This is a genomic window from Pseudomonas fluorescens group sp., from assembly GCF_020093335.1.
GTDB classification, from domain to species: domain Bacteria; phylum Pseudomonadota; class Gammaproteobacteria; order Pseudomonadales; family Pseudomonadaceae; genus Aquipseudomonas; species Aquipseudomonas petroselini.
The window spans coordinates 16,194-32,064 of the sequence record NZ_JAIOKW010000043.1 but is presented as its reverse complement, the minus strand read 5'-3'; the positions used below and the strand labels follow the sequence as shown (position 1 = coordinate 32,064).

General features: G+C 61.3%; 19 protein-coding genes and 1 other RNA gene. 10 read left to right on the top strand and 10 right to left on the bottom strand.

Annotated features, from left to right (window positions below):
• Positions 1-55: 55 nt before the first annotated feature.
• Positions 56-505 (bottom strand): EVE domain-containing protein, encoded by a 450-nt coding sequence (locus K7431_RS27055; RefSeq protein WP_015886447.1) that lies wholly within the window; start codon positions 503-505, stop codon positions 56-58.
• A gap of 194 nt (positions 506-699) precedes the next feature.
• On the opposite strand from K7431_RS27055, the gene K7431_RS27050 reads away from it, so the two are divergent.
• Positions 700-846 (top strand): hypothetical protein, encoded by a 147-nt coding sequence (locus tag K7431_RS27050; protein WP_015886446.1) that lies wholly within the window; start codon positions 700-702, stop codon positions 844-846.
• Positions 847-853: 7 nt separating this feature from the next.
• Here K7431_RS27050 and K7431_RS27045 read toward each other — a convergent pair whose 3' ends face one another.
• The 4 genes from K7431_RS27045 to K7431_RS27030 form a co-directional block, all read right to left on the bottom strand.
• Positions 854-1,483 (bottom strand): 5-formyltetrahydrofolate cyclo-ligase, encoded by a 630-nt coding sequence (locus tag K7431_RS27045; RefSeq protein ID WP_015886445.1) that lies wholly within the window; start codon positions 1,481-1,483, stop codon positions 854-856.
• A 56-nt stretch (positions 1,484-1,539) separates the two neighbouring features.
• Positions 1,540-1,718: non-coding RNA, 6S RNA (gene ssrS / locus K7431_RS27040), on the bottom strand.
• Positions 1,719-1,748: 30 nt separating this feature from the next.
• The gene (locus K7431_RS27035; RefSeq protein ID WP_010207385.1) at positions 1,749-2,066 is read right to left on the bottom strand and encodes a cell division protein ZapA; all 318 of its coding nucleotides are present in this window, start codon (positions 2,064-2,066) and stop codon (positions 1,749-1,751) included.
• Positions 2,063-2,272 carry a TIGR02449 family protein gene (locus K7431_RS27030; protein ID WP_007982902.1) on the bottom strand — a complete coding sequence of 70 codons (210 nt, stop codon included), beginning with the start codon at positions 2,270-2,272 and terminating at the stop codon, positions 2,063-2,065. The genes K7431_RS27035 and K7431_RS27030 overlap by 4 nt, the downstream gene beginning before the upstream one ends.
• Positions 2,273-2,410: 138 nt before the next feature.
• On the opposite strand from K7431_RS27030, the gene K7431_RS27025 reads away from it, so the two are divergent.
• The 9 genes from K7431_RS27025 (at position 2,411) to gcvH (ending at position 11,896) form a co-directional block, all read left to right on the top strand.
• On the top strand, positions 2,411-2,968 hold the full coding sequence (locus K7431_RS27025; RefSeq protein ID WP_015886444.1) for a YecA/YgfB family protein: 558 nt from the start codon (positions 2,411-2,413) through the stop codon (positions 2,966-2,968).
• A 20-nt stretch (positions 2,969-2,988) separates the two neighbouring features.
• Entirely contained in the window at positions 2,989-4,311 is a 1,323-nt protein-coding gene (gene pepP / locus K7431_RS27020; protein ID WP_015886443.1) for a Xaa-Pro aminopeptidase, read from the top strand.
• Complete coding sequence (ubiH, locus tag K7431_RS27015) at positions 4,308-5,495, top strand: 2-octaprenyl-6-methoxyphenyl hydroxylase (protein ID WP_015886442.1); 1,188 nt, start codon at positions 4,308-4,310, stop codon at positions 5,493-5,495. The genes pepP and ubiH overlap by 4 nt, the downstream gene beginning before the upstream one ends.
• Complete coding sequence (locus K7431_RS27010) at positions 5,488-5,973, top strand: DUF4442 domain-containing protein (protein WP_015886441.1); 486 nt, start codon at positions 5,488-5,490, stop codon at positions 5,971-5,973. The genes ubiH and K7431_RS27010 overlap by 8 nt, the downstream gene beginning before the upstream one ends.
• 9 nt (positions 5,974-5,982) lie before the next feature.
• Entirely contained in the window at positions 5,983-7,200 is a 1,218-nt protein-coding gene (locus K7431_RS27005) for a 2-octaprenyl-3-methyl-6-methoxy-1,4-benzoquinol hydroxylase (RefSeq protein WP_173390416.1), read from the top strand.
• A 164-nt stretch (positions 7,201-7,364) separates the two neighbouring features.
• On the top strand, positions 7,365-8,369 hold the full coding sequence (locus tag K7431_RS27000; RefSeq protein ID WP_015886439.1) for an extracellular solute-binding protein: 1,005 nt from the start codon (positions 7,365-7,367) through the stop codon (positions 8,367-8,369).
• A 234-nt stretch (positions 8,370-8,603) separates the two neighbouring features.
• On the top strand, positions 8,604-10,220 hold the full coding sequence (locus tag K7431_RS26995) for an ABC transporter permease (RefSeq protein WP_015886438.1): 1,617 nt from the start codon (positions 8,604-8,606) through the stop codon (positions 10,218-10,220).
• A 156-nt stretch (positions 10,221-10,376) separates the two neighbouring features.
• Positions 10,377-11,459 (top strand): glycine cleavage system aminomethyltransferase GcvT, encoded by a 1,083-nt coding sequence (gene gcvT, locus K7431_RS26990; protein ID WP_015886437.1) that lies wholly within the window; start codon positions 10,377-10,379, stop codon positions 11,457-11,459.
• Positions 11,460-11,512: 53 nt separating this feature from the next.
• Entirely contained in the window at positions 11,513-11,896 is a 384-nt protein-coding gene (gene gcvH, locus K7431_RS26985) for a glycine cleavage system protein GcvH (RefSeq protein WP_015886436.1), read from the top strand.
• A gap of 41 nt (positions 11,897-11,937) precedes the next feature.
• Here gcvH and K7431_RS26980 read toward each other — a convergent pair whose 3' ends face one another.
• The 5 genes from K7431_RS26980 to K7431_RS26960 form a co-directional block, all read right to left on the bottom strand.
• Positions 11,938-13,077, bottom strand: coding sequence for a DegT/DnrJ/EryC1/StrS family aminotransferase (locus tag K7431_RS26980; RefSeq protein WP_015886435.1), 1,140 nt, complete (start codon positions 13,075-13,077; stop codon positions 11,938-11,940).
• Positions 13,078-13,235: 158 nt separating this feature from the next.
• Positions 13,236-13,901, bottom strand: coding sequence for an outer membrane protein (locus tag K7431_RS26975; protein ID WP_015886434.1), 666 nt, complete (start codon positions 13,899-13,901; stop codon positions 13,236-13,238).
• A gap of 188 nt (positions 13,902-14,089) precedes the next feature.
• Positions 14,090-14,404: a DUF2388 domain-containing protein gene (locus K7431_RS26970; protein WP_003176799.1), complete on the bottom strand. Its 315-nt coding sequence runs from the start codon at positions 14,402-14,404 to the stop codon at positions 14,090-14,092.
• Between the two features lie 69 nt (positions 14,405-14,473).
• The gene (locus tag K7431_RS26965; protein WP_015886433.1) at positions 14,474-14,920 is read right to left on the bottom strand and encodes an NfeD family protein; all 447 of its coding nucleotides are present in this window, start codon (positions 14,918-14,920) and stop codon (positions 14,474-14,476) included.
• Positions 14,921-14,930: 10 nt separating this feature from the next.
• Positions 14,931-15,851 (bottom strand): SPFH domain-containing protein, encoded by a 921-nt coding sequence (locus K7431_RS26960; protein ID WP_010207363.1) that lies wholly within the window; start codon positions 15,849-15,851, stop codon positions 14,931-14,933.
• Positions 15,852-15,871 lie beyond the last annotated feature (20 nt).

The window sequence follows — 15,871 nt, the reverse complement described above, 5'->3', positions numbered from 1 at the left end:
GCATTAGCGTCCTAGTTTGAGCGGTTTGCCCCGGCGGGGCGTTGATACCGGTCAGTTAAAGCAAGTTGATTACTGCAGCCCATTGCTCGGGCGTGACGGCCATCACCGACAGCCGGCTGCCTTTTTGCACCAGGGGCAGTTCGGCAAGGGCGGTTTGCTGCTTCAGGTAACCGAGGCCGAGCACTTTGGGAAAGGTCTGGACGTGGGCCACGTTGATCGCACTCCACGGGTTTTTCTCCGGGGTGGCCTTCGCGTCGAAGTAGTGGCTTTGCGGCTCCAATGCAGTAGGGTCCGGATAGGCTGCCTCGACGATCTTGCCGATACCGGCAATACCCGGCTCCGGGCAACTGGAGTGATAAAAGAAAAATTCGTCACCCACCGCCATGGCGCGCAGGAAGTTGCGGGCCTGGTAGTTACGCACCCCGTCCCAGCGTGCTTCACCGAGCTTTTCCAGACCGTTGATGGAGAGTTCGTCGGGCTCGGATTTCATCAGCCAATAGGCCATTTTGGGGCTCCTGAAAAAGGCATTGGGCAAGTTGTCAGGCAATTTGATGACAAACCGACAGTCGGTTGGCGCCAAGGTTTGCGTGTTGGTTCACGTTACCGCAAAATGCCGGCCTTTAAGCTTGACGCAGCTGCAACGGACTACTTTGGAACGTTGTTGTCATCGTGTACGAGGTGCCTGAAGGGGGGCAATCGATGCAACGTAAACCGGATTTACTATGGATTTTGGTGATTTTGTTTGGTCTGGGCGTCGTGACCACCGGGTATGCGCAAAGCTTGTGGTCGAACAAGACCGATGCGCCGGTTGAACTGTCACCCGTGCAGCAGCAATTCAAGCGTTGACACGGCTTCAAGGCGCCGCTGATTCCAGTGGCGTCCCTGCGATATACCACTGCTTATCGGTGACGGTGCCAGCCAGCGGCACATCCCAACTCGCCTGCACCAAACGCTCGACCTTCTGACATTCATGGGCCAGGCCCAGCAGCGTCGGTTTGCGCCAGCTTTGGCGGCGCGCCAGATATGCCAGGCTGCGATCGTAAAACCCGCCGCCCATGCCCAGGCGTCCCCCCGCATCATCGAACCCCACCAACGGCAGCAGCACCAGGTCCAGCGCCCAGACCTTGCGTTGGCGGCTGATATTCACGCGTGGCTCCAGGATGCGAAAGCGATTGGGCAGCAGCTTTTCCCCAGGTCTTACCCGTTGGAACACCATCTTGGTCCGTGGCCAGGCGCTGAGCACCGGCAGGTAGGTGGCCTTGCCACGGCGCTGGGCGGCGCGCAGCAGCAGGCGCGGATCGATTTCACCGTCCGTCGGTAAATACAAAGAGATATGTTTGGCGCGGCGAAACAGCGGGTGCTGTGCCAGTTGCCGATACAGGCCGTGGGCGGCCTTGCGCTGCTCGCTCGGCGTGAGGGCGCGGCGGGCATTGCGCAACATGCGTCGAAGTTGCGGACGGGAAAGCGGCGCAGGTTCGGTCATGGTTTCGGCTCATAAAACAATGCCAGTCCGAGGACTGGCATTGAGTTTGGGAATTCAGGCTCCCCGACAGAGCCGCTGTCGACTTAGCCCTTGAACCCGAAAGTTCAAGGTGGAAGATGCAGTAGGCTTTAAGGCTTTCCGTCTAGCGGACATGCACACCAGCCCAACGTGCAACTTCCAGGGTAGTGCGAATCGGCTCAGGGACATCGCCGACTGGCAAACACGCCAGGGAGTGGGGCAAGTATACCCCAAACAGTCGCGGCAATCAGCCCTTGGGTGCGTCTGAGTCGCTGGAAAGTACCAGATCCACGCGTTCCAGCAGGTCACGCACCTGCTCACGGGTGGAGCCGCTGGCCTGCACGTCAGGGCGTTCCTGCTTATGCAGCAAATCGTGGGTGATGTTCAGTGCGGCCATCACGGCGATGCGGTCGGCGCCGATGACTTTGCCGCTGCTGCGGATTTCACGCATCTTGCCATCCAGGTAGCGGGCGGCGCTCACCAGGTTGCTGCGCTCTTCCTGGGGGCAGATGATCGAGTATTCTTTATCGAGGATCTGCACGGTGACGCTATTGCTTGAACTCATGAGTCTTGCTCCAGGGCCTTCAGGCGCGAAATCATCGATTCGACCTTACGCCGGGCGATTTCGTTTTTTTCAATGAGGTGAGCGCGTTCCTCGCGCCAGGTCTTTTCCTGAGCTAATAGGAGTCCGTTTTGACTCTTAAGTTGCTCGACCCGAGTAATTAGCAATTCGAGTCTGGCCATCAGCGCTTGCAGGTCGGTGTCTTCCATTGGGTTCCACTGGATTTGTCTGATGAATGGCAACTGCAGGATAAACGATCTGACGCCCTTGATAGTCTTGGTACGTCTGCCGGTGCTAGGATACAGCGCTCCATTCTAGACATTGCGCCGTCTGGCGCCTAGCTCACCATGCCTATTCAGAACTCCCCGTACGACGCTTTTTCCAAACTGCTGAGCACCAGCGGCCACCCATGCTCGCCTGCCGAACTGCACGGCGTGTTGCTGGGCCGCAGCTGCACCGGTGTTGGCTTTGATGCCGACAACTGGCTGGCTGACGTGGCCGAGCTTCTGGAAACCGAACCGACCGACAACGTGCGTAACGCGCTGATCGGCCTGCAAGAGATGGTCAAGGGCGAGCTGACCGGTGACGACGTCACCGTGGTCCTGCTGCTGCCGACCGACGACGCGCCGCTCACCGAGCGCGCCGCTGCACTGGGCCAATGGTGCCAGGGCTTCCTCCACGGTTTCGGTGTGAACGCCGGTGGCCTGGAACTGAGCACCGACGCCAAGGAAGTGCTGCAGGACCTGGCAGCCATCTCCCAGGTGCAGGACGCCCTGGAAGAGTCCGAAGACGGCGAAGGCGACTACATGGAGGTGATGGAGTACCTGCGCGTTGCGCCGCTGCTGCTGTTCACCGAGACCAAGAAGTCCGCTGAGCCTGCTGCACCCAAGCCGTCGCTGCACTAAGAAAGGAAGCCCATCTGCCCATGATCTATATCCCCAAAGCGGAATACACCCGACGCCGCAAGGCGCTCATGGCGCAGATGGAACCCAACAGCATCGCGATCCTGCCGGCCGCCGCCGTGGCGATCCGCAATCGCGATGTCGAGCACGTGTACCGCCAGGACAGTGACTTCCAGTACCTGAGCGGTTTCCCCGAGCCGGAAGCCGTGATCGTGTTGATGCCCGGTCGCCAGCACGGCGAGTACGTGCTGTTCTGCCGCGAGCGCAATGTCGAACGCGAGCTGTGGGACGGCCTGCGCGCCGGCACCGAAGGCGCGATCCGTGACTTCGGTGCCGACGATGCCTTCCCTATCACCGATATCGACGACATCCTGCCCGGCCTGATCGAAGGCCGCGACCGGGTGTATTCGGCGATGGGCAGCAACGCCGAATTCGACCGGCACCTGATGGAGTGGATCAACGTGATCCGCTCTAAAGCGCACCTGGGCGCCCAGCCGCCGAACGAATTCGTTGCCCTGGATCATCTGCTCCACGACATGCGCCTGTATAAATCGGCGGCAGAGTTGAAGGTGATGCGCGAGGCGGCCCGAATCTCCTGCGCCGCCCACGTGAAGGCGATGCAGGCCAGCCGCGCCGGTTTGCATGAGTTCAGCCTGGAAGCAGAATTGGATTATGAGTTCCGCAAGGGCGGCGCAAAGATGCCGGCCTACGGTTCCATCGTCGCCGCCGGGCGCAACAGCTGCATCCTGCATTACCAGCAAAACGACGCGCTGCTCAAGGACGGCGATCTGGTGCTGATCGACGCCGGTTGTGAGATCGACTGCTACGCCAGCGACATCACCCGTACCTGGCCGGTCAACGGCAAGTTCTCGCCGGAACAGAAGGCGATCTACGAGATTGTGCTGGCCTCCCAGGAAGCCGCCTTCGCCGAAATCGCCCCGGACAAACATTGGAACCAGGCCCATGAGGCCACGGTGCAGGTCATCACAGCCGGCCTGGTAAAGCTGGGCTTGTTGCAGGGCGACGTCGACGAGTTGATCGCCAGCGAAGCCTATAAGGCCTTCTATATGCACCGCGCCGGCCATTGGCTGGGCATGGATGTACATGACGTGGGCGAGTACAAAGTGGGCGGTGAATGGCGTGTGCTGGAAGTCGGCATGGCGTTGACCGTGGAGCCGGGGATCTACATTTCGCCGGACAACCAGAATGTGGCAAAGAAATGGCGTGGCATTGGCGTACGCATCGAGGACGACGTGGTAGTGACCAAGCAAGGCTGTGAAATCCTGACCGGCGGCGTGCCCAAGACCGTCGCCGACATCGAAGCGCTGATGGCGGCTGCCCGATGAGCCGGGTCAACCTGGCCATTATCGGCGGCGGTTTGGTAGGCGCCAGCCTGGCGCTGGCGTTGCAGGCTGGGGCCAAGGCCCGTGGCTGGAAGATCGTGCTGATCGAACCCTTCGCGCCGGGCGACAGCTACCAGCCGAGCTACGATGCGCGGTCTTCGGCGCTGTCCTATGGCGCCCGGCAGATCTATCAGCGCCTGGGCCTGTGGCAGGACATTTCCCGCCGTGCCGAGCCGATCAAGCAAATCCACGTGTCGGATCGTGGGCGTTTCTCCACCGCACGGTTGTCTGCCATGGAGGAGGGCGTGCCGGCCCTCGGTTACGTGGTGGAAAACGCCTGGCTGGGCCAATGCCTGTGGCAAGGCCTGGACAAAGACGTGGTCAGCTGGCGTTGCCCGGCGGAAGTCACGCGCATGGAGCCGCTGGCCGATGGCTACCGCCTGACCCTCAACGATGAAACTGTACTGGAATGCGACCTCGCCGTACTGGCCGATGGTGGCCGCTCCGGACTGCGCGAACAGCTGGGCATCGGCGTGAAAACCCGCCCGTACAACCAGAGCGCGCTGATCGCCAACATTACCCCGAGCGAGTCTCATAACGGCGAAGCCTTCGAACGCTTTACCGATGAGGGCCCGATGGCCCTGTTGCCGCTGCCGGACAACCGTTGCGCCCTGGTCTGGACCCGCATCGGCATGGACGCACAGCGCCTGGCCAACCTCGACGAACGCAGCTTCTTGAGTGAATTGCAGGGCGTGTTCGGCTACCGCCTGGGCACCCTCAAGCAAGTCGGCGCCCGCCATCTGTACCCTCTGACCTTGGTCGAAGCCGAAGAGCAGGTGCGTTCCCACCTGGCGATCCTCGGCAACGCCGCCCACAGCCTGCACCCGATTGCCGGGCAAGGCTTCAACCTGTCCCTGCGCGATGCGAATGCCTTGGCCGAGGCCTTGCTGGCCGGGCCGCAAGTGCCGGGTGACCTGGCGACCTTGCAGGGCTATCGCGAACGCCAGCGCTTGGACCAGAAACTCACCGTGGGCTTCTCCGACCAGGTCACGCGCCTGTTCGGCAGCGCCCAGCCGCTGGTGGCGCTGGGCCGCAACATGGGCCTGCTGGGCCTGGACCTGTTGCCACCGGCCAAACGCTGGTTCGCCCGTCAGGCCATGGGCCTGGGCACGCGTCCCGATGCGTAAGTGGTTGATCGAGCGCCTGGGCAAGGCGCGGTTGTTGCGCTGGATCATGACCCTGTATCCGCCGTACCTGGGGGCGGGGGTCAGCGTCCGGCACATGAGCGCCGATTTCCGTCACGTCAAAGTGCGCATGGGTCTGGGCTGGTACAACTGCAACTATGTCGGCACGCAATTCGGCGGCAGCCTGTATTCGATGGTTGACCCGTTCTACATGCTGATGCTGATGGAGAACCTGGGCCGCGACTACATTGTGTGGGACAAGGCCGCGAGCATTGACTTCGTGTCGCCGGGCAAAGGCCCGGTGTATGCCGAATTTTCCATCGACGAGGCCTTGCTGGACGAGGTCCGTCGACACACCGAAGGGGGCGAGAAGTACCTGCCCCACCTCAAGGTGCAGATTCATGACGGCTCCGGCACCCTGGTGGCGCGGGTCGACAAAACCCTTTATGTGCGGCGCAAGCCGCCAGTGAGACAGGCTTAAAGCATGGACATGCGCGCAGATGTGCTGATTGTCGGGGCCGGAATGGTCGGAAGCGCCTTGGCGCTTGCGTTGCAGGGCAGTGGCCTGCAGGTGCTGTTGCTCGACGGCAGCCCGTTGAGCGTCAAGCCGTTCGACCGTGATGCGGCCTTCGAGCCCCGGGTGAGCGCCTTGTCGGCCGCCAGCCAGCGCATCCTCGAGCGCCTGGGCGTGTGGGACGGTATCGTCTCGCGGCGCGCCAGCCCCTACGGCGAGATGCAGGTGTGGGACGGCAGCGGCACCGGGCAGATCCACTTTTCGGCGGCCAGCGTGCATGCCGAGGTGCTCGGGCACATCGTCGAGAACCGCGTGGTTCAGGATGCCTTGCTCGACCGCCTGCATGACTGCGACCTGGGCCTGCTGGCCAATGCCCGCCTGGAACAGATGCGCCGCTCCGGCGATGATTGGCTGCTGACGTTGGCCGATGGCCGTAAGTTGCGTGCGCCGCTGGTGGTAGCCGCCGACGGCGCCCACTCCGCCGTGCGCCGCCTGACCGGCACTGCGACCCGCGAATGGGATTACCTGCATAACGCCATCGTCACCAGCGTGCGCAGCAGCCAGCCGCACCAGCGCACGGCGTGGCAACGGTTTACCGACACCGGGCCGCTGGCGTTTTTGCCGCTGGTGCGGGATGGGCAGGAGGATTGGTGCTCGATCGTCTGGTCGACCACGCCGGCCGAGTCCGAGCGCCTGATGGCGTTGGACGATGAAAGCTTCTGCGGTGAATTGGAGCGCGCCTTTGAAGGGCGGTTGGGGACCGTGGTGAGCGCCGACCCGCGTGTGTGCGTGCCTTTGCGCCAGCGTCACGCCAAGCGTTACGTGGCTGAGGGCCTGGCGTTGATCGGAGACGCGGCACACGTGATACACCCGTTGGCGGGGCAGGGTGTGAACCTGGGTTTCCTCGATGCGGCGGTGTTGGCCGAGGTGTTGTTGGCGGCAACCGAGCGTGGTGAGCGGCTGGCGGATGTGAAGGTGCTGAGTCGTTATGAGCGTCGGCGCATGCCGCATAACCTGGCGTTGATGGCGGCGATGGAGGGTTTCGAGCGTCTGTTCCAGGCCGATCAACTGCCGTTGCGCTGGTTGCGCAATGCTGGCTTGAAAATGGTTGACCAGATGCCTGAAGCCAAGGCCGTGTTTGTACGCCAGGCGCTGGGCCTGACCGGCGATCTACCTGGCCTGGCAAAACCCTGACATCGAAATGCGGTTACTGCTGTGCTCGTAAAAGATAGGCCGCGATGAGGCTATCCGCTTCATCGCACACTCCCTCATGCAACATCTGGTAACGCCTCAACCAAGCGCCACTAAATGCCAGTCCTTATCATTTGCCCTCTTTTTGCAAATGAGAGACCGCCCCCATGTTGGCACCCAAGCGCCTCCTGACTGCCCTGGCACTCACCTTGATCGGCAGCACGACCGTGCAGGCCGCCGACGAAGTGGTGGTCTACTCCTCGCGCATCGACGAGCTGATCAAGCCGGTGTTCGACGCCTACACTCAGAAGACCGGCGTGCAGGTGAAGTTCATCACTGACAAGGAAGCCCCGCTGATGCAGCGCATCAAGGCCGAGGGCGAGAACGCCACTGCCGACCTGCTGCTTACCGTGGATGCCGGCAACCTCTGGCAGGCCGAGCAAATGGGCATTCTGCAACCCTTCACCTCCGCGGTCATCGACAAGAACATCCCCCTGCAGTACCGCTCTTCAAAGCACGCCTGGACGGGCTTGAGTCTGCGCGCGCGGACCATTGCCTACTCCACCGACCGGGTAAAACCGGGTGACCTTACCACCTACGAAGCCCTGGCCGACAAACAGTGGGAAGGCCGCCTGTGCCTGCGTACGGCGAAAAAAGTCTACAACCAGTCGCTGACCGCCACCCTGATCGAAACCCACGGCGCGGCCAAGACCGAGGAAATCGTCAAGGGTTGGGTCAACAACCTGTCCACCGACGTATTCTCCGACGACATCGCCGTGCTCGAAGCCATCAATGCCGGCCAGTGCGATGTGGGCATCGTCAACACCTACTACTACGGCCGCCTGCACAAGCAGAAGCCGGACCTGGCGGTGAAGCTGTTCTGGCCGAACCAGGGCGACCGTGGTGTGCACGTGAATTTGTCGGGCATCGGCCTGACCAAACACGCGCCGCACCCGGAAGCCGCCAAGGCGCTGGTGGAATGGATGACCACGGCTGAGGCGCAGAAGATCTTTGCCGACGTGAACCAAGAGTTCCCGGCCAACCCGGCGGTACCGCCGTCGGCCGAAGTGGCGACCTGGGGCAAGTTCGTGGCTGATACCTTGCCGGTGGAAGTGGCGGGCAAGCGCCAGGCTGAAGCCATTCGCCTGATGGATCGCGCTGGCTGGAACTAAGTACACTCTGCCGGGCACCGTAGATCCAAATGTGGGAGGGGCTTGCTGTGGTGACCGGGCTTGCTGTGATGAGCGAGCTTCCTGTGGTGAGCGGGCTTGCCCCGCGCTGGGCTGCGGAGCAGCCCCAATGGTTCTACGGTGAACCCGTCGGGGGGCAAGCCCCCTCACCACAGCAAGCCCCCTCCCACATTGGATTGCGGCGATTTCAAGCTATTCATTCACTGAGAACTGACTTTGGCCCACCCCGCCCAACGCCGCTGGTACCTGCCGGTCTTTACCGTCGCCGCCCTGGTGCTGCTGCCGCTGAGCGTGCTGTTGCTGTCCTGGCAGAGTATCGACGCGCAAATCTGGTCTCACCTCTGGGAAACCCAGATGCCCCGCCTGCTGGGCAACACGCTGACGCTGGTGCTGGGTGTCGGTGTTGGCGTAACCCTGTTAGGCGTGAGCCTGGCCTGGCTCACTAGCCTTTGCGAATTCCCCGGCCGACGCTGGCTCGACTGGGCGCTGATGCTGCCCTTCGCCATACCGGCTTATGTGCTGGCGTTTGTATTCGTCGGCCTGCTGGACTTCTCAGGGCCTGTGCAAACCCTGCTGCGCGAATGGTTCGGCACCGGCCTGCGTCTGCCACGGGTGCGCTCCACCAGCGGTGTGATCATCGTCCTCGTGCTGGTGTTCTACCCCTACGTCTACTTGCTGGCGCGCTCCGCGTTCCTGGCCCAGGGCAAAGGCCTGATGGAAGCGGCGCGGGTGCTCGGGCAATCGCCGTGGCGAGCGTTCTGGCACGTGGCACTGCCCATGGCGCGGCCGGCGATTGGTGCCGGGGTAGCGTTGGCATTGATGGAAACCCTGGCGGATTTCGGTGCGGTCTCGGTGTTCAACTTCGACACCTTCACCACGGCCATCTACAAGACTTGGTACGGCTTTTTCAGCCTATCCAGCGCCGCCCAATTGGCCAGCCTGTTGCTGCTGGTGGTGATGCTGGTGCTGTACGGCGAACGGCGTGCCCGGGGCGCGAGCCGACCGAGCAATGAGCGGCCACGGGGCCAGGCGCTGTATCACCTGCGCGGGTTCAAGGCGGCGGCGGCCAGTAGCGGGTGCGGGCTGGTATTCGCCTGTGCGTTTGTCATCCCGATGCTGCAATTGTTCGCCTGGTTCTGGCAGCGCGGCCGCTTCGACCTGGATGAGCGCTATTCCGGATTGATCCTCCACACCCTGTACTTGGGTGGTATCGCTGCCCTGATCACCGTCAGCGTGGCGCTGGTGCTGGCTTTCGCCAACCGCCTGGCGCCGACACGCGCGATCCGCTCCGGCATCAGCCTGGCCAATGTCGGCTATGCCTTGCCGGGCTCGGTGCTGGCAGTGTCGATCATGTTGGCGTTCAGCTACCTGGACCGTGAATGGGTGGTGCCGCTGTCCGGCTGGCTCGGTGGTGCGGGCAAACCGTTGCTGTTGGGCAGCCTGTCGGCGTTGGTGCTGGCGTATCTGGTGCGATTCCTGGCGGTGGCCTACGGGCCGTTGGAAAACAGCCTGGCGCGTATCCGGCCCTCGTTGCCGGAAGCGGCACGCAGTCTTGGCGTCAGCGGTCCACGACTGTTTTGCAAAGTGTATCTGCCGTTGTTGTTGCCGGGCACCTTGAGCGCAGCGTTGCTGGTGTTCGTCGACGTGCTCAAGGAAATGCCCGCTACCCTGCTGATGCGCCCGTTCGGCTGGGACACGCTGGCGGTGCGGATCTTTGAAATGACCAGTGAAGGCGAGTGGGCCCGGGCGTCTTTACCTGCGCTGACCCTGGTGCTGGTGGGCCTGTTGCCGATGATCGGGCTGATCCGACGCTCCGCCCGGCAAATCGGTTAGGTGCCAGTCCTACGGCTTGCGGCTACAATGCGCGGCATTCGGTGCGGTCCGTCTTTCGGATCGAGTCGCTGGGCGTGGCTGCAGGCCTTGTAATTCAAGGTGTCCGGCACGAACAGCAATGCTGCGCACCTTCGCCAAGCCCGGAAGGAGAAACCCATGGGACAGCGTACGCCTCTGTATGACCTGCATCTCGCCCTCGGCGCGAAAATGGTCGATTTTGGCGGTTGGGATATGCCTCTGCACTACGGCTCGCAAGTTGAAGAACACCACCAGGTGCGACGCGACTGCGGGGTGTTCGATGTATCTCATATGACCGTGATCGATGTCACCGGCCCCCAGGCCAAGGAATGGCTCCAGCGCCTGCTGGCCAATGATGTCGAACGTCTGCATGGCTGTGGCCGTGCGTTGTACAGCGCCATGCTCAACGAAAAGGGCGGCGTGGTGGACGACATGATTGTCTACCGTACCGAGGCCGCCTATCGGCTGGTGGTCAATGCCGCCACCCGCGACCAGGACATGGCCTGGATGCATGCGCAACTGGGCACTTACCAAGTGCAACTGCATGAGCGGCCTGAGTTGGCGATGCTGGCCATTCAAGGTCCCCACGCCCGGCAGAAGATCGCCGAGTTGGTCACCCAGTCTCGTGGCACGCTGATTCACCAGCTCAAGCCCTTCGAGGGCCAGGCTGATGGCGATTGGTTTATCGCGCGCACGGGTTATACCGGGGAAGATGGCCTGGAGATTGTCTTGCCGGCTGATCAGGCGCCGGGTTTTTTCAACGACCTGGTGGGCGCTGGTATTTCACCCATTGGTCTCGGCGCCCGCGATACGCTGCGTCTCGAAGCCGGTATGAACCTGTACGGCCAGGACATCCACCAGAGCGTTTCGCCCTTGGCTTCGAACATGGCCTGGAGTATCGCCTGGGAGCCTGCCGAGCGTCATTTCATTGGCCGCGCTGCGCTGGAAGCGGAAAAAGCAGCCGGAGTGCAGTTCAAACTGGTCGGGCTGGTACTGGAAGAACGCGGGGTTTTACGCGCTCACCAGGTGGTTCGTATCGCCAATATTGGCGAAGGGGAGATCACCAGTGGTAGTTTCTCTCCTACGCTGAGCAAATCCATTGCCCTGGCGCGTGTACCGACGGCAACCGCTGATCGGGCCGAAGTGGAAATCCGCGGCAAGTGGTACCCGGTTCGAGTGGTCAAACCGACCTTCGTGCGCCATGGCAAAACCTTGATCTAACCTATTTCCGGCAGGCCGAAGGCCGCTGACATTACTTCTTGAGGACACAGACTATGAGCGATATCCCTGCCGACCTGCGTTTCGCCGAAAGCCACGAATGGGCGCGCCTGGAAGCTGACGGCACTGTGACCGTCGGTATTTCCGACCATGCTCAGGAAGCGTTGGGTGATGTGGTGTTTGTTGAATTGGCCGAAGTTGGCGCTCAGTTTGACGCTGCGGGCCAAGCGGGCGTGGTTGAGTCGGTGAAGGCCGCCTCGGATATCTACGCTCCGATTGCGGGCGAAGTGATTGCCGTCAACGAAGAACTGAGCGGCAGCCCCGAGCTGCTCAACTCCGACCCGTACGGCGCGTGGATCTTCAAGCTCAAGCCTGGCAACCCGGCTGACCTGGAAAAACTGCTGGATGCTGCTGGCTACAAAGCCGCCATCGGCGAGTGATCCTGTTGCGGGAGCCGGTTATCCGGCTCCCGCAATGTGTTTCAGCGCTGTAGAACCGCCTTCACCGCTGCCACCGAGCGCTCCACATCCGCCTCAGTCATCGCCGTAAACATCGGCAGTGACACGATCAAACGCCCCACCTTCTCCGCCACCGGAAACATACCTTCCTTGAACCCCTGCGCCCGATAAAGGCTCAGCAGGTGGATCGGCGGATAGTGATAGCCAATGCCGACCCCGTGGGCCTGCATCTGCTCCATGAAGGTGGCGCGGGCCGGTAGGCCGTCGTGGCGCTCCGGCAGTACCAACTGGAACAGGTGCCAGTTGCTGTTTTCGAAATCAGCCGGCGGCAGCTGTGCGCCGTATTGCTCTTCGAAATCACTGCCAAAGCATTTGAAATAGTGGCGCGCCAGGTGCTGGCGGTGCGCGGTGATCTTCTCGATATGGGCAAATTGCCCCAGGCCAATGGCGGCGGCGATGTCGGTCATATTGAACTTGCCGCCCAGCACGTCCACGTCCAGACCATCGAAGCCGCTGCGGGTAACGCCTTGCAGGCGGTACTTCTCTGCCAGCCGCGCTTCCTCTGCGTTGTTCAACACCAGGCAACCGCCTTCGGAAGAGGTGATGTTCTTGTTGGCCTGGAAGCTGAACGACACGAAATCCCCAGTGGCGCCGATACGTTCGCCATCCCAGCTGGAACCCAGCGCCTGCGCTGCGTCCTCGACGATGCGCAGGTTGTACTTGTTGGCCAGTGCATACAGCATCGGCATGTCCAAGGGCAGGCCGGCCAGGTACACCGGGATGATCGCCTTGGTGCGCGGGGTGATGGCAGCCTCCACCTGGACCAGGTCGAGATTGCGGGTCACCGGGTCAATATCGGCAAACACCGGTGTGGCACCCACTTCCAGGATCACGTTGGCCGTGGCCACCCAGGAGATCGGCGTGGTGATGACTTCATCGCCTGGCCCAATACCGGCGATGCGCAAGGCAATCTCCATGGTGCAGGTGCCCGAGTTGAACGTGCGCACCGGCCGTCCGCCAAAGTATTCCGACAACTGCGCTTCGAAGGCCTGCACTTTCGGCCCGCTGGTAATCCAGCCCGAACGCAGTACATCGCCGACCGCCGAGATGGTGGCTTCATCAATGGTGGGTTTGGAAAACGGCAGGAAGGGCTGTTGGCTCATGACGACGAAGGCATCCGTTTCAGATTGGCGATGAGTAAGCGAGGTATCAGTACCGGCATGGTTGCACGGCTTGACTGAATATAGCCTGTCGCCTGTGAATGAATCGTCACCGTCCGGTTAAAAAATGCCGCTTCGAAAGCGGCATTTCCTACTGGGTTTCAGAAGGAATAGCGCGCCTCCAGAAACACATTCTGTTCCTTGAGCTTACCTTTGAGTTGCTCATCCCGAGCGTTCACACGGTTTGCGAAGGTGTTGTAGCCGGTTTCAATATCGCCCATTGCGATGTAACGATAGCCGGCACCCAGCGTGATTTGCTCACTGACCTTGGCTTCCAGCCCCATGCCTACGCTGTAGGCGAAATGATGCTGGCGATTGCTGGCGAAACGGCGGGTCTCATTGGTTTGATAGCCCTCGGCTTCAATGCGTGCGACGCCCACCCCGGCCATGCCGTAGAACGACAACCATGGGTTGATCGGGATGTCTTTATAGCCATTGAGCATCAAGCGTTGGCTCTGGACATGCAGGCTGTTGACGTTGGCATTGAAGGGGGCCCAGTAGGATTTGAATGTCGAGTTGTTCGGCATGGTGTATTCCCCTTCGAGGCGCCAGCCATTGTCAAAGGCATAGCCCGTGGCGAAAGAGGCCACAAATGACTTGCTGCTATCCGGGGCGTCCACCCTGTCAGTGACGCGTGGGCTGGTCAGCAGCGAGCTGGAGAGATTCTGGCGAGCGCTGTTGAATTTGGCTGATCCGTACCAGCTTTCCGCTTGTGCGTAAGGGGTGGCAAATGCAGAGAGCAGCAGTGCGTAGGCAAGCGTGTGCATGGGCAGTGGTTCGCTTTATTTAAAAAGGAAGCCTTAGCTTGTTGCCCGGCAGGGTGTGGCTCGACAGGACTTCTCCGTGTTCACTTGGGAAAGCAGGGATGCTTATGTAGTAATCAGCGGCGATGACCGTAGGAATTGAAGACAAAAAAATGCCGCTGTCAAAGGCGGCATTTTTTATCGAGCCCGAGTTATTCGGTGACGGCGTTTTTCGCGAGGATGGCGTTGGCCAGCTCCATGTCCGTGGCCTGCAGGCCAGGGTTATCGGCGCGGACTTTCTGCATCGCGGCTTCCAGGTACGGGCCACGGATGCCGCCGTCGCTGGCAACAAAGCTGCCTGCGTCATCTTGTGCGGCAACCACCAGCTTGTGGTCTTTGAAGGTCAGGTACGTCGAGCCGGTAGTGGCGCCCGACGAGATGACATTGCGCCAGAAACTGTCGGCCATGGCTGAACCGACAGGGAGGGAAAGCACAGCGAGGGTTGCGACAGCATATTTGAGACGCATGATGGGTGACTCCGGGTGGGTTATCTGTAGTTTATGATTGTAGTTAGGCCAATCGAGTTCCATCACTGACTAAACAGTTTCAACCTTTAACACCACGCCTTCCTGGCCAACCACCCGTACTTGAGCGCCTACGGGGCTGTCCGGGCCGGTCACCATCCACACGCCATCGCCGACCTTTACCTTGCCCCGGCCATCTACAATCGCCTGATGCACCACGAAGGTGCGGCCGATCAGCTCCGAGCCACGCTCGTTCAAGCCAGGCTGGTCACTGGCCTTGGCGCTGCTGCGTTGGCGCTTCCACCAATACACCGCCGTCAAAATCGACAACACGGCAAACAGCAGGAGCTGCCATTCCAGCCCAAGAGGCGGCACCAGGAACTTGATCACGCCCACGGCAGCCGCTGCGATACCCATCCACAACAGGTAACCACCGGCGCCAAATACTTCAAGAATCAACAGCACGGTACCCAGTGCCAGCCAATCCCAGAACGACAGATGCTGCAGGAAATCCCACATGGCGATGGCCTCAGCCTTTCTTGTTGTCGAACGTCGCCTTGACGATCTCGCCGATACCGCCGACCGCGCCGATGACTTGGCTGGCTTCCAGCGGCATCAGGATGACCTTGCTGTTGTTGGCCGAAGCCAGCTTGCCCAGGGCATCGATGTATTTCTGCGCGACGAAGTAATTGACCGCCTGCACGTTGCCCGATGCGATCGCCTCGGACACGACCTGGGTGGCACGGGCTTCCGCTTCGGCCTGACGTTCGCGGGCCTCGGACTCAAGGAACGCCGCTTGGCGGCTACCTTCAGCCTCAAGGATCTGCGCCTGCTTCTTGCCTTCGGCAGTCAGGATCGCCGAGGCGCGCAGGCCTTCGGCTTCGAGGATTTGCGCACGCTTGATCCGCTCGGCTTTCATCTGGCCCGACATGGCGGCCATCAGGTCGGCCGGCGGGCTGATGTCCTTGATCTCGATACGGGTGATCTTGATGCCCCAAGGTGCCGTGGCTTCGTCCACGGTTTTCAGCAGTTTTTCGTTGATGCCGTCACGCTGGCTGAGCATGGCATCCAGCTCCATGGAGCCGAGCACGGTACGGATGTTGGTTTGCAGCAGGTTGCGGATGGCATGTTCGAGGTTGTTGACCTCGTAGGCGGCCTGGGCCGTGTTGACCACCTGGAAGAAGCACACGGCGTCGATCTGCACGGTGGCGTTGTCGGCGGTGATGACTTCCTGGGGCGGGATGTCCAGCACGCTTTCCATCACGTTGATCTTGCGGCCGATGCGGTCCATGACCGGGATAATGATGTTCAGGCCAGGCTTGAGGGTGTTGGTGTAGCGCCCGAAACGCTCGACCGTCCATTGGTAACCCTGGGGGACGACCTTGAAGCCCATGAACAGGATGGCGATGGCCAAGCCCACGAAAAGAAGCAGTACGGTTCCGATCTGCATAGCGATTCCCTATCTGATGG

Coding starts and splice junctions, on each gene's coding strand:
- K7431_RS26975 (WP_015886434.1), bottom strand. CDS start 13,901: ATGCACACGCTTGCCTACGCACTGCTGCTCTCTGCATTTGCCACCCCT.
- K7431_RS27010 (WP_015886441.1), top strand. CDS start 5,488: ATGCGTAAGTGGTTGATCGAGCGCCTGGGCAAGGCGCGGTTGTTGCGC.
- K7431_RS27005 (WP_173390416.1), top strand. CDS start 5,983: ATGCGCGCAGATGTGCTGATTGTCGGGGCCGGAATGGTCGGAAGCGCC.
- K7431_RS26970 (WP_003176799.1), bottom strand. CDS start 14,404: ATGCGTCTCAAATATGCTGTCGCAACCCTCGCTGTGCTTTCCCTCCCT.
- K7431_RS27055 (WP_015886447.1), bottom strand. CDS start 505: ATGGCCTATTGGCTGATGAAATCCGAGCCCGACGAACTCTCCATCAAC.
- pepP (WP_015886443.1), top strand. CDS start 2,989: ATGATCTATATCCCCAAAGCGGAATACACCCGACGCCGCAAGGCGCTC.
- K7431_RS26980 (WP_015886435.1), bottom strand. CDS start 13,077: ATGAGCCAACAGCCCTTCCTGCCGTTTTCCAAACCCACCATTGATGAA.
- K7431_RS26965 (WP_015886433.1), bottom strand. CDS start 14,920: ATGTGGGATTTCCTGCAGCATCTGTCGTTCTGGGATTGGCTGGCACTG.
- gcvT (WP_015886437.1), top strand. CDS start 10,377: ATGGGACAGCGTACGCCTCTGTATGACCTGCATCTCGCCCTCGGCGCG.
- K7431_RS27045 (WP_015886445.1), bottom strand. CDS start 1,483: ATGACCGAACCTGCGCCGCTTTCCCGTCCGCAACTTCGACGCATGTTG.
- K7431_RS27000 (WP_015886439.1), top strand. CDS start 7,365: ATGTTGGCACCCAAGCGCCTCCTGACTGCCCTGGCACTCACCTTGATC.
- K7431_RS27035 (WP_010207385.1), bottom strand. CDS start 2,066: ATGAGTTCAAGCAATAGCGTCACCGTGCAGATCCTCGATAAAGAATAC.
- K7431_RS27050 (WP_015886446.1), top strand. CDS start 700: ATGCAACGTAAACCGGATTTACTATGGATTTTGGTGATTTTGTTTGGT.
- ubiH (WP_015886442.1), top strand. CDS start 4,308: ATGAGCCGGGTCAACCTGGCCATTATCGGCGGCGGTTTGGTAGGCGCC.
- gcvH (WP_015886436.1), top strand. CDS start 11,513: ATGAGCGATATCCCTGCCGACCTGCGTTTCGCCGAAAGCCACGAATGG.
- K7431_RS27025 (WP_015886444.1), top strand. CDS start 2,411: ATGCCTATTCAGAACTCCCCGTACGACGCTTTTTCCAAACTGCTGAGC.
- K7431_RS27030 (WP_007982902.1), bottom strand. CDS start 2,272: ATGGAAGACACCGACCTGCAAGCGCTGATGGCCAGACTCGAATTGCTA.
- K7431_RS26960 (WP_010207363.1), bottom strand. CDS start 15,851: ATGCAGATCGGAACCGTACTGCTTCTTTTCGTGGGCTTGGCCATCGCC.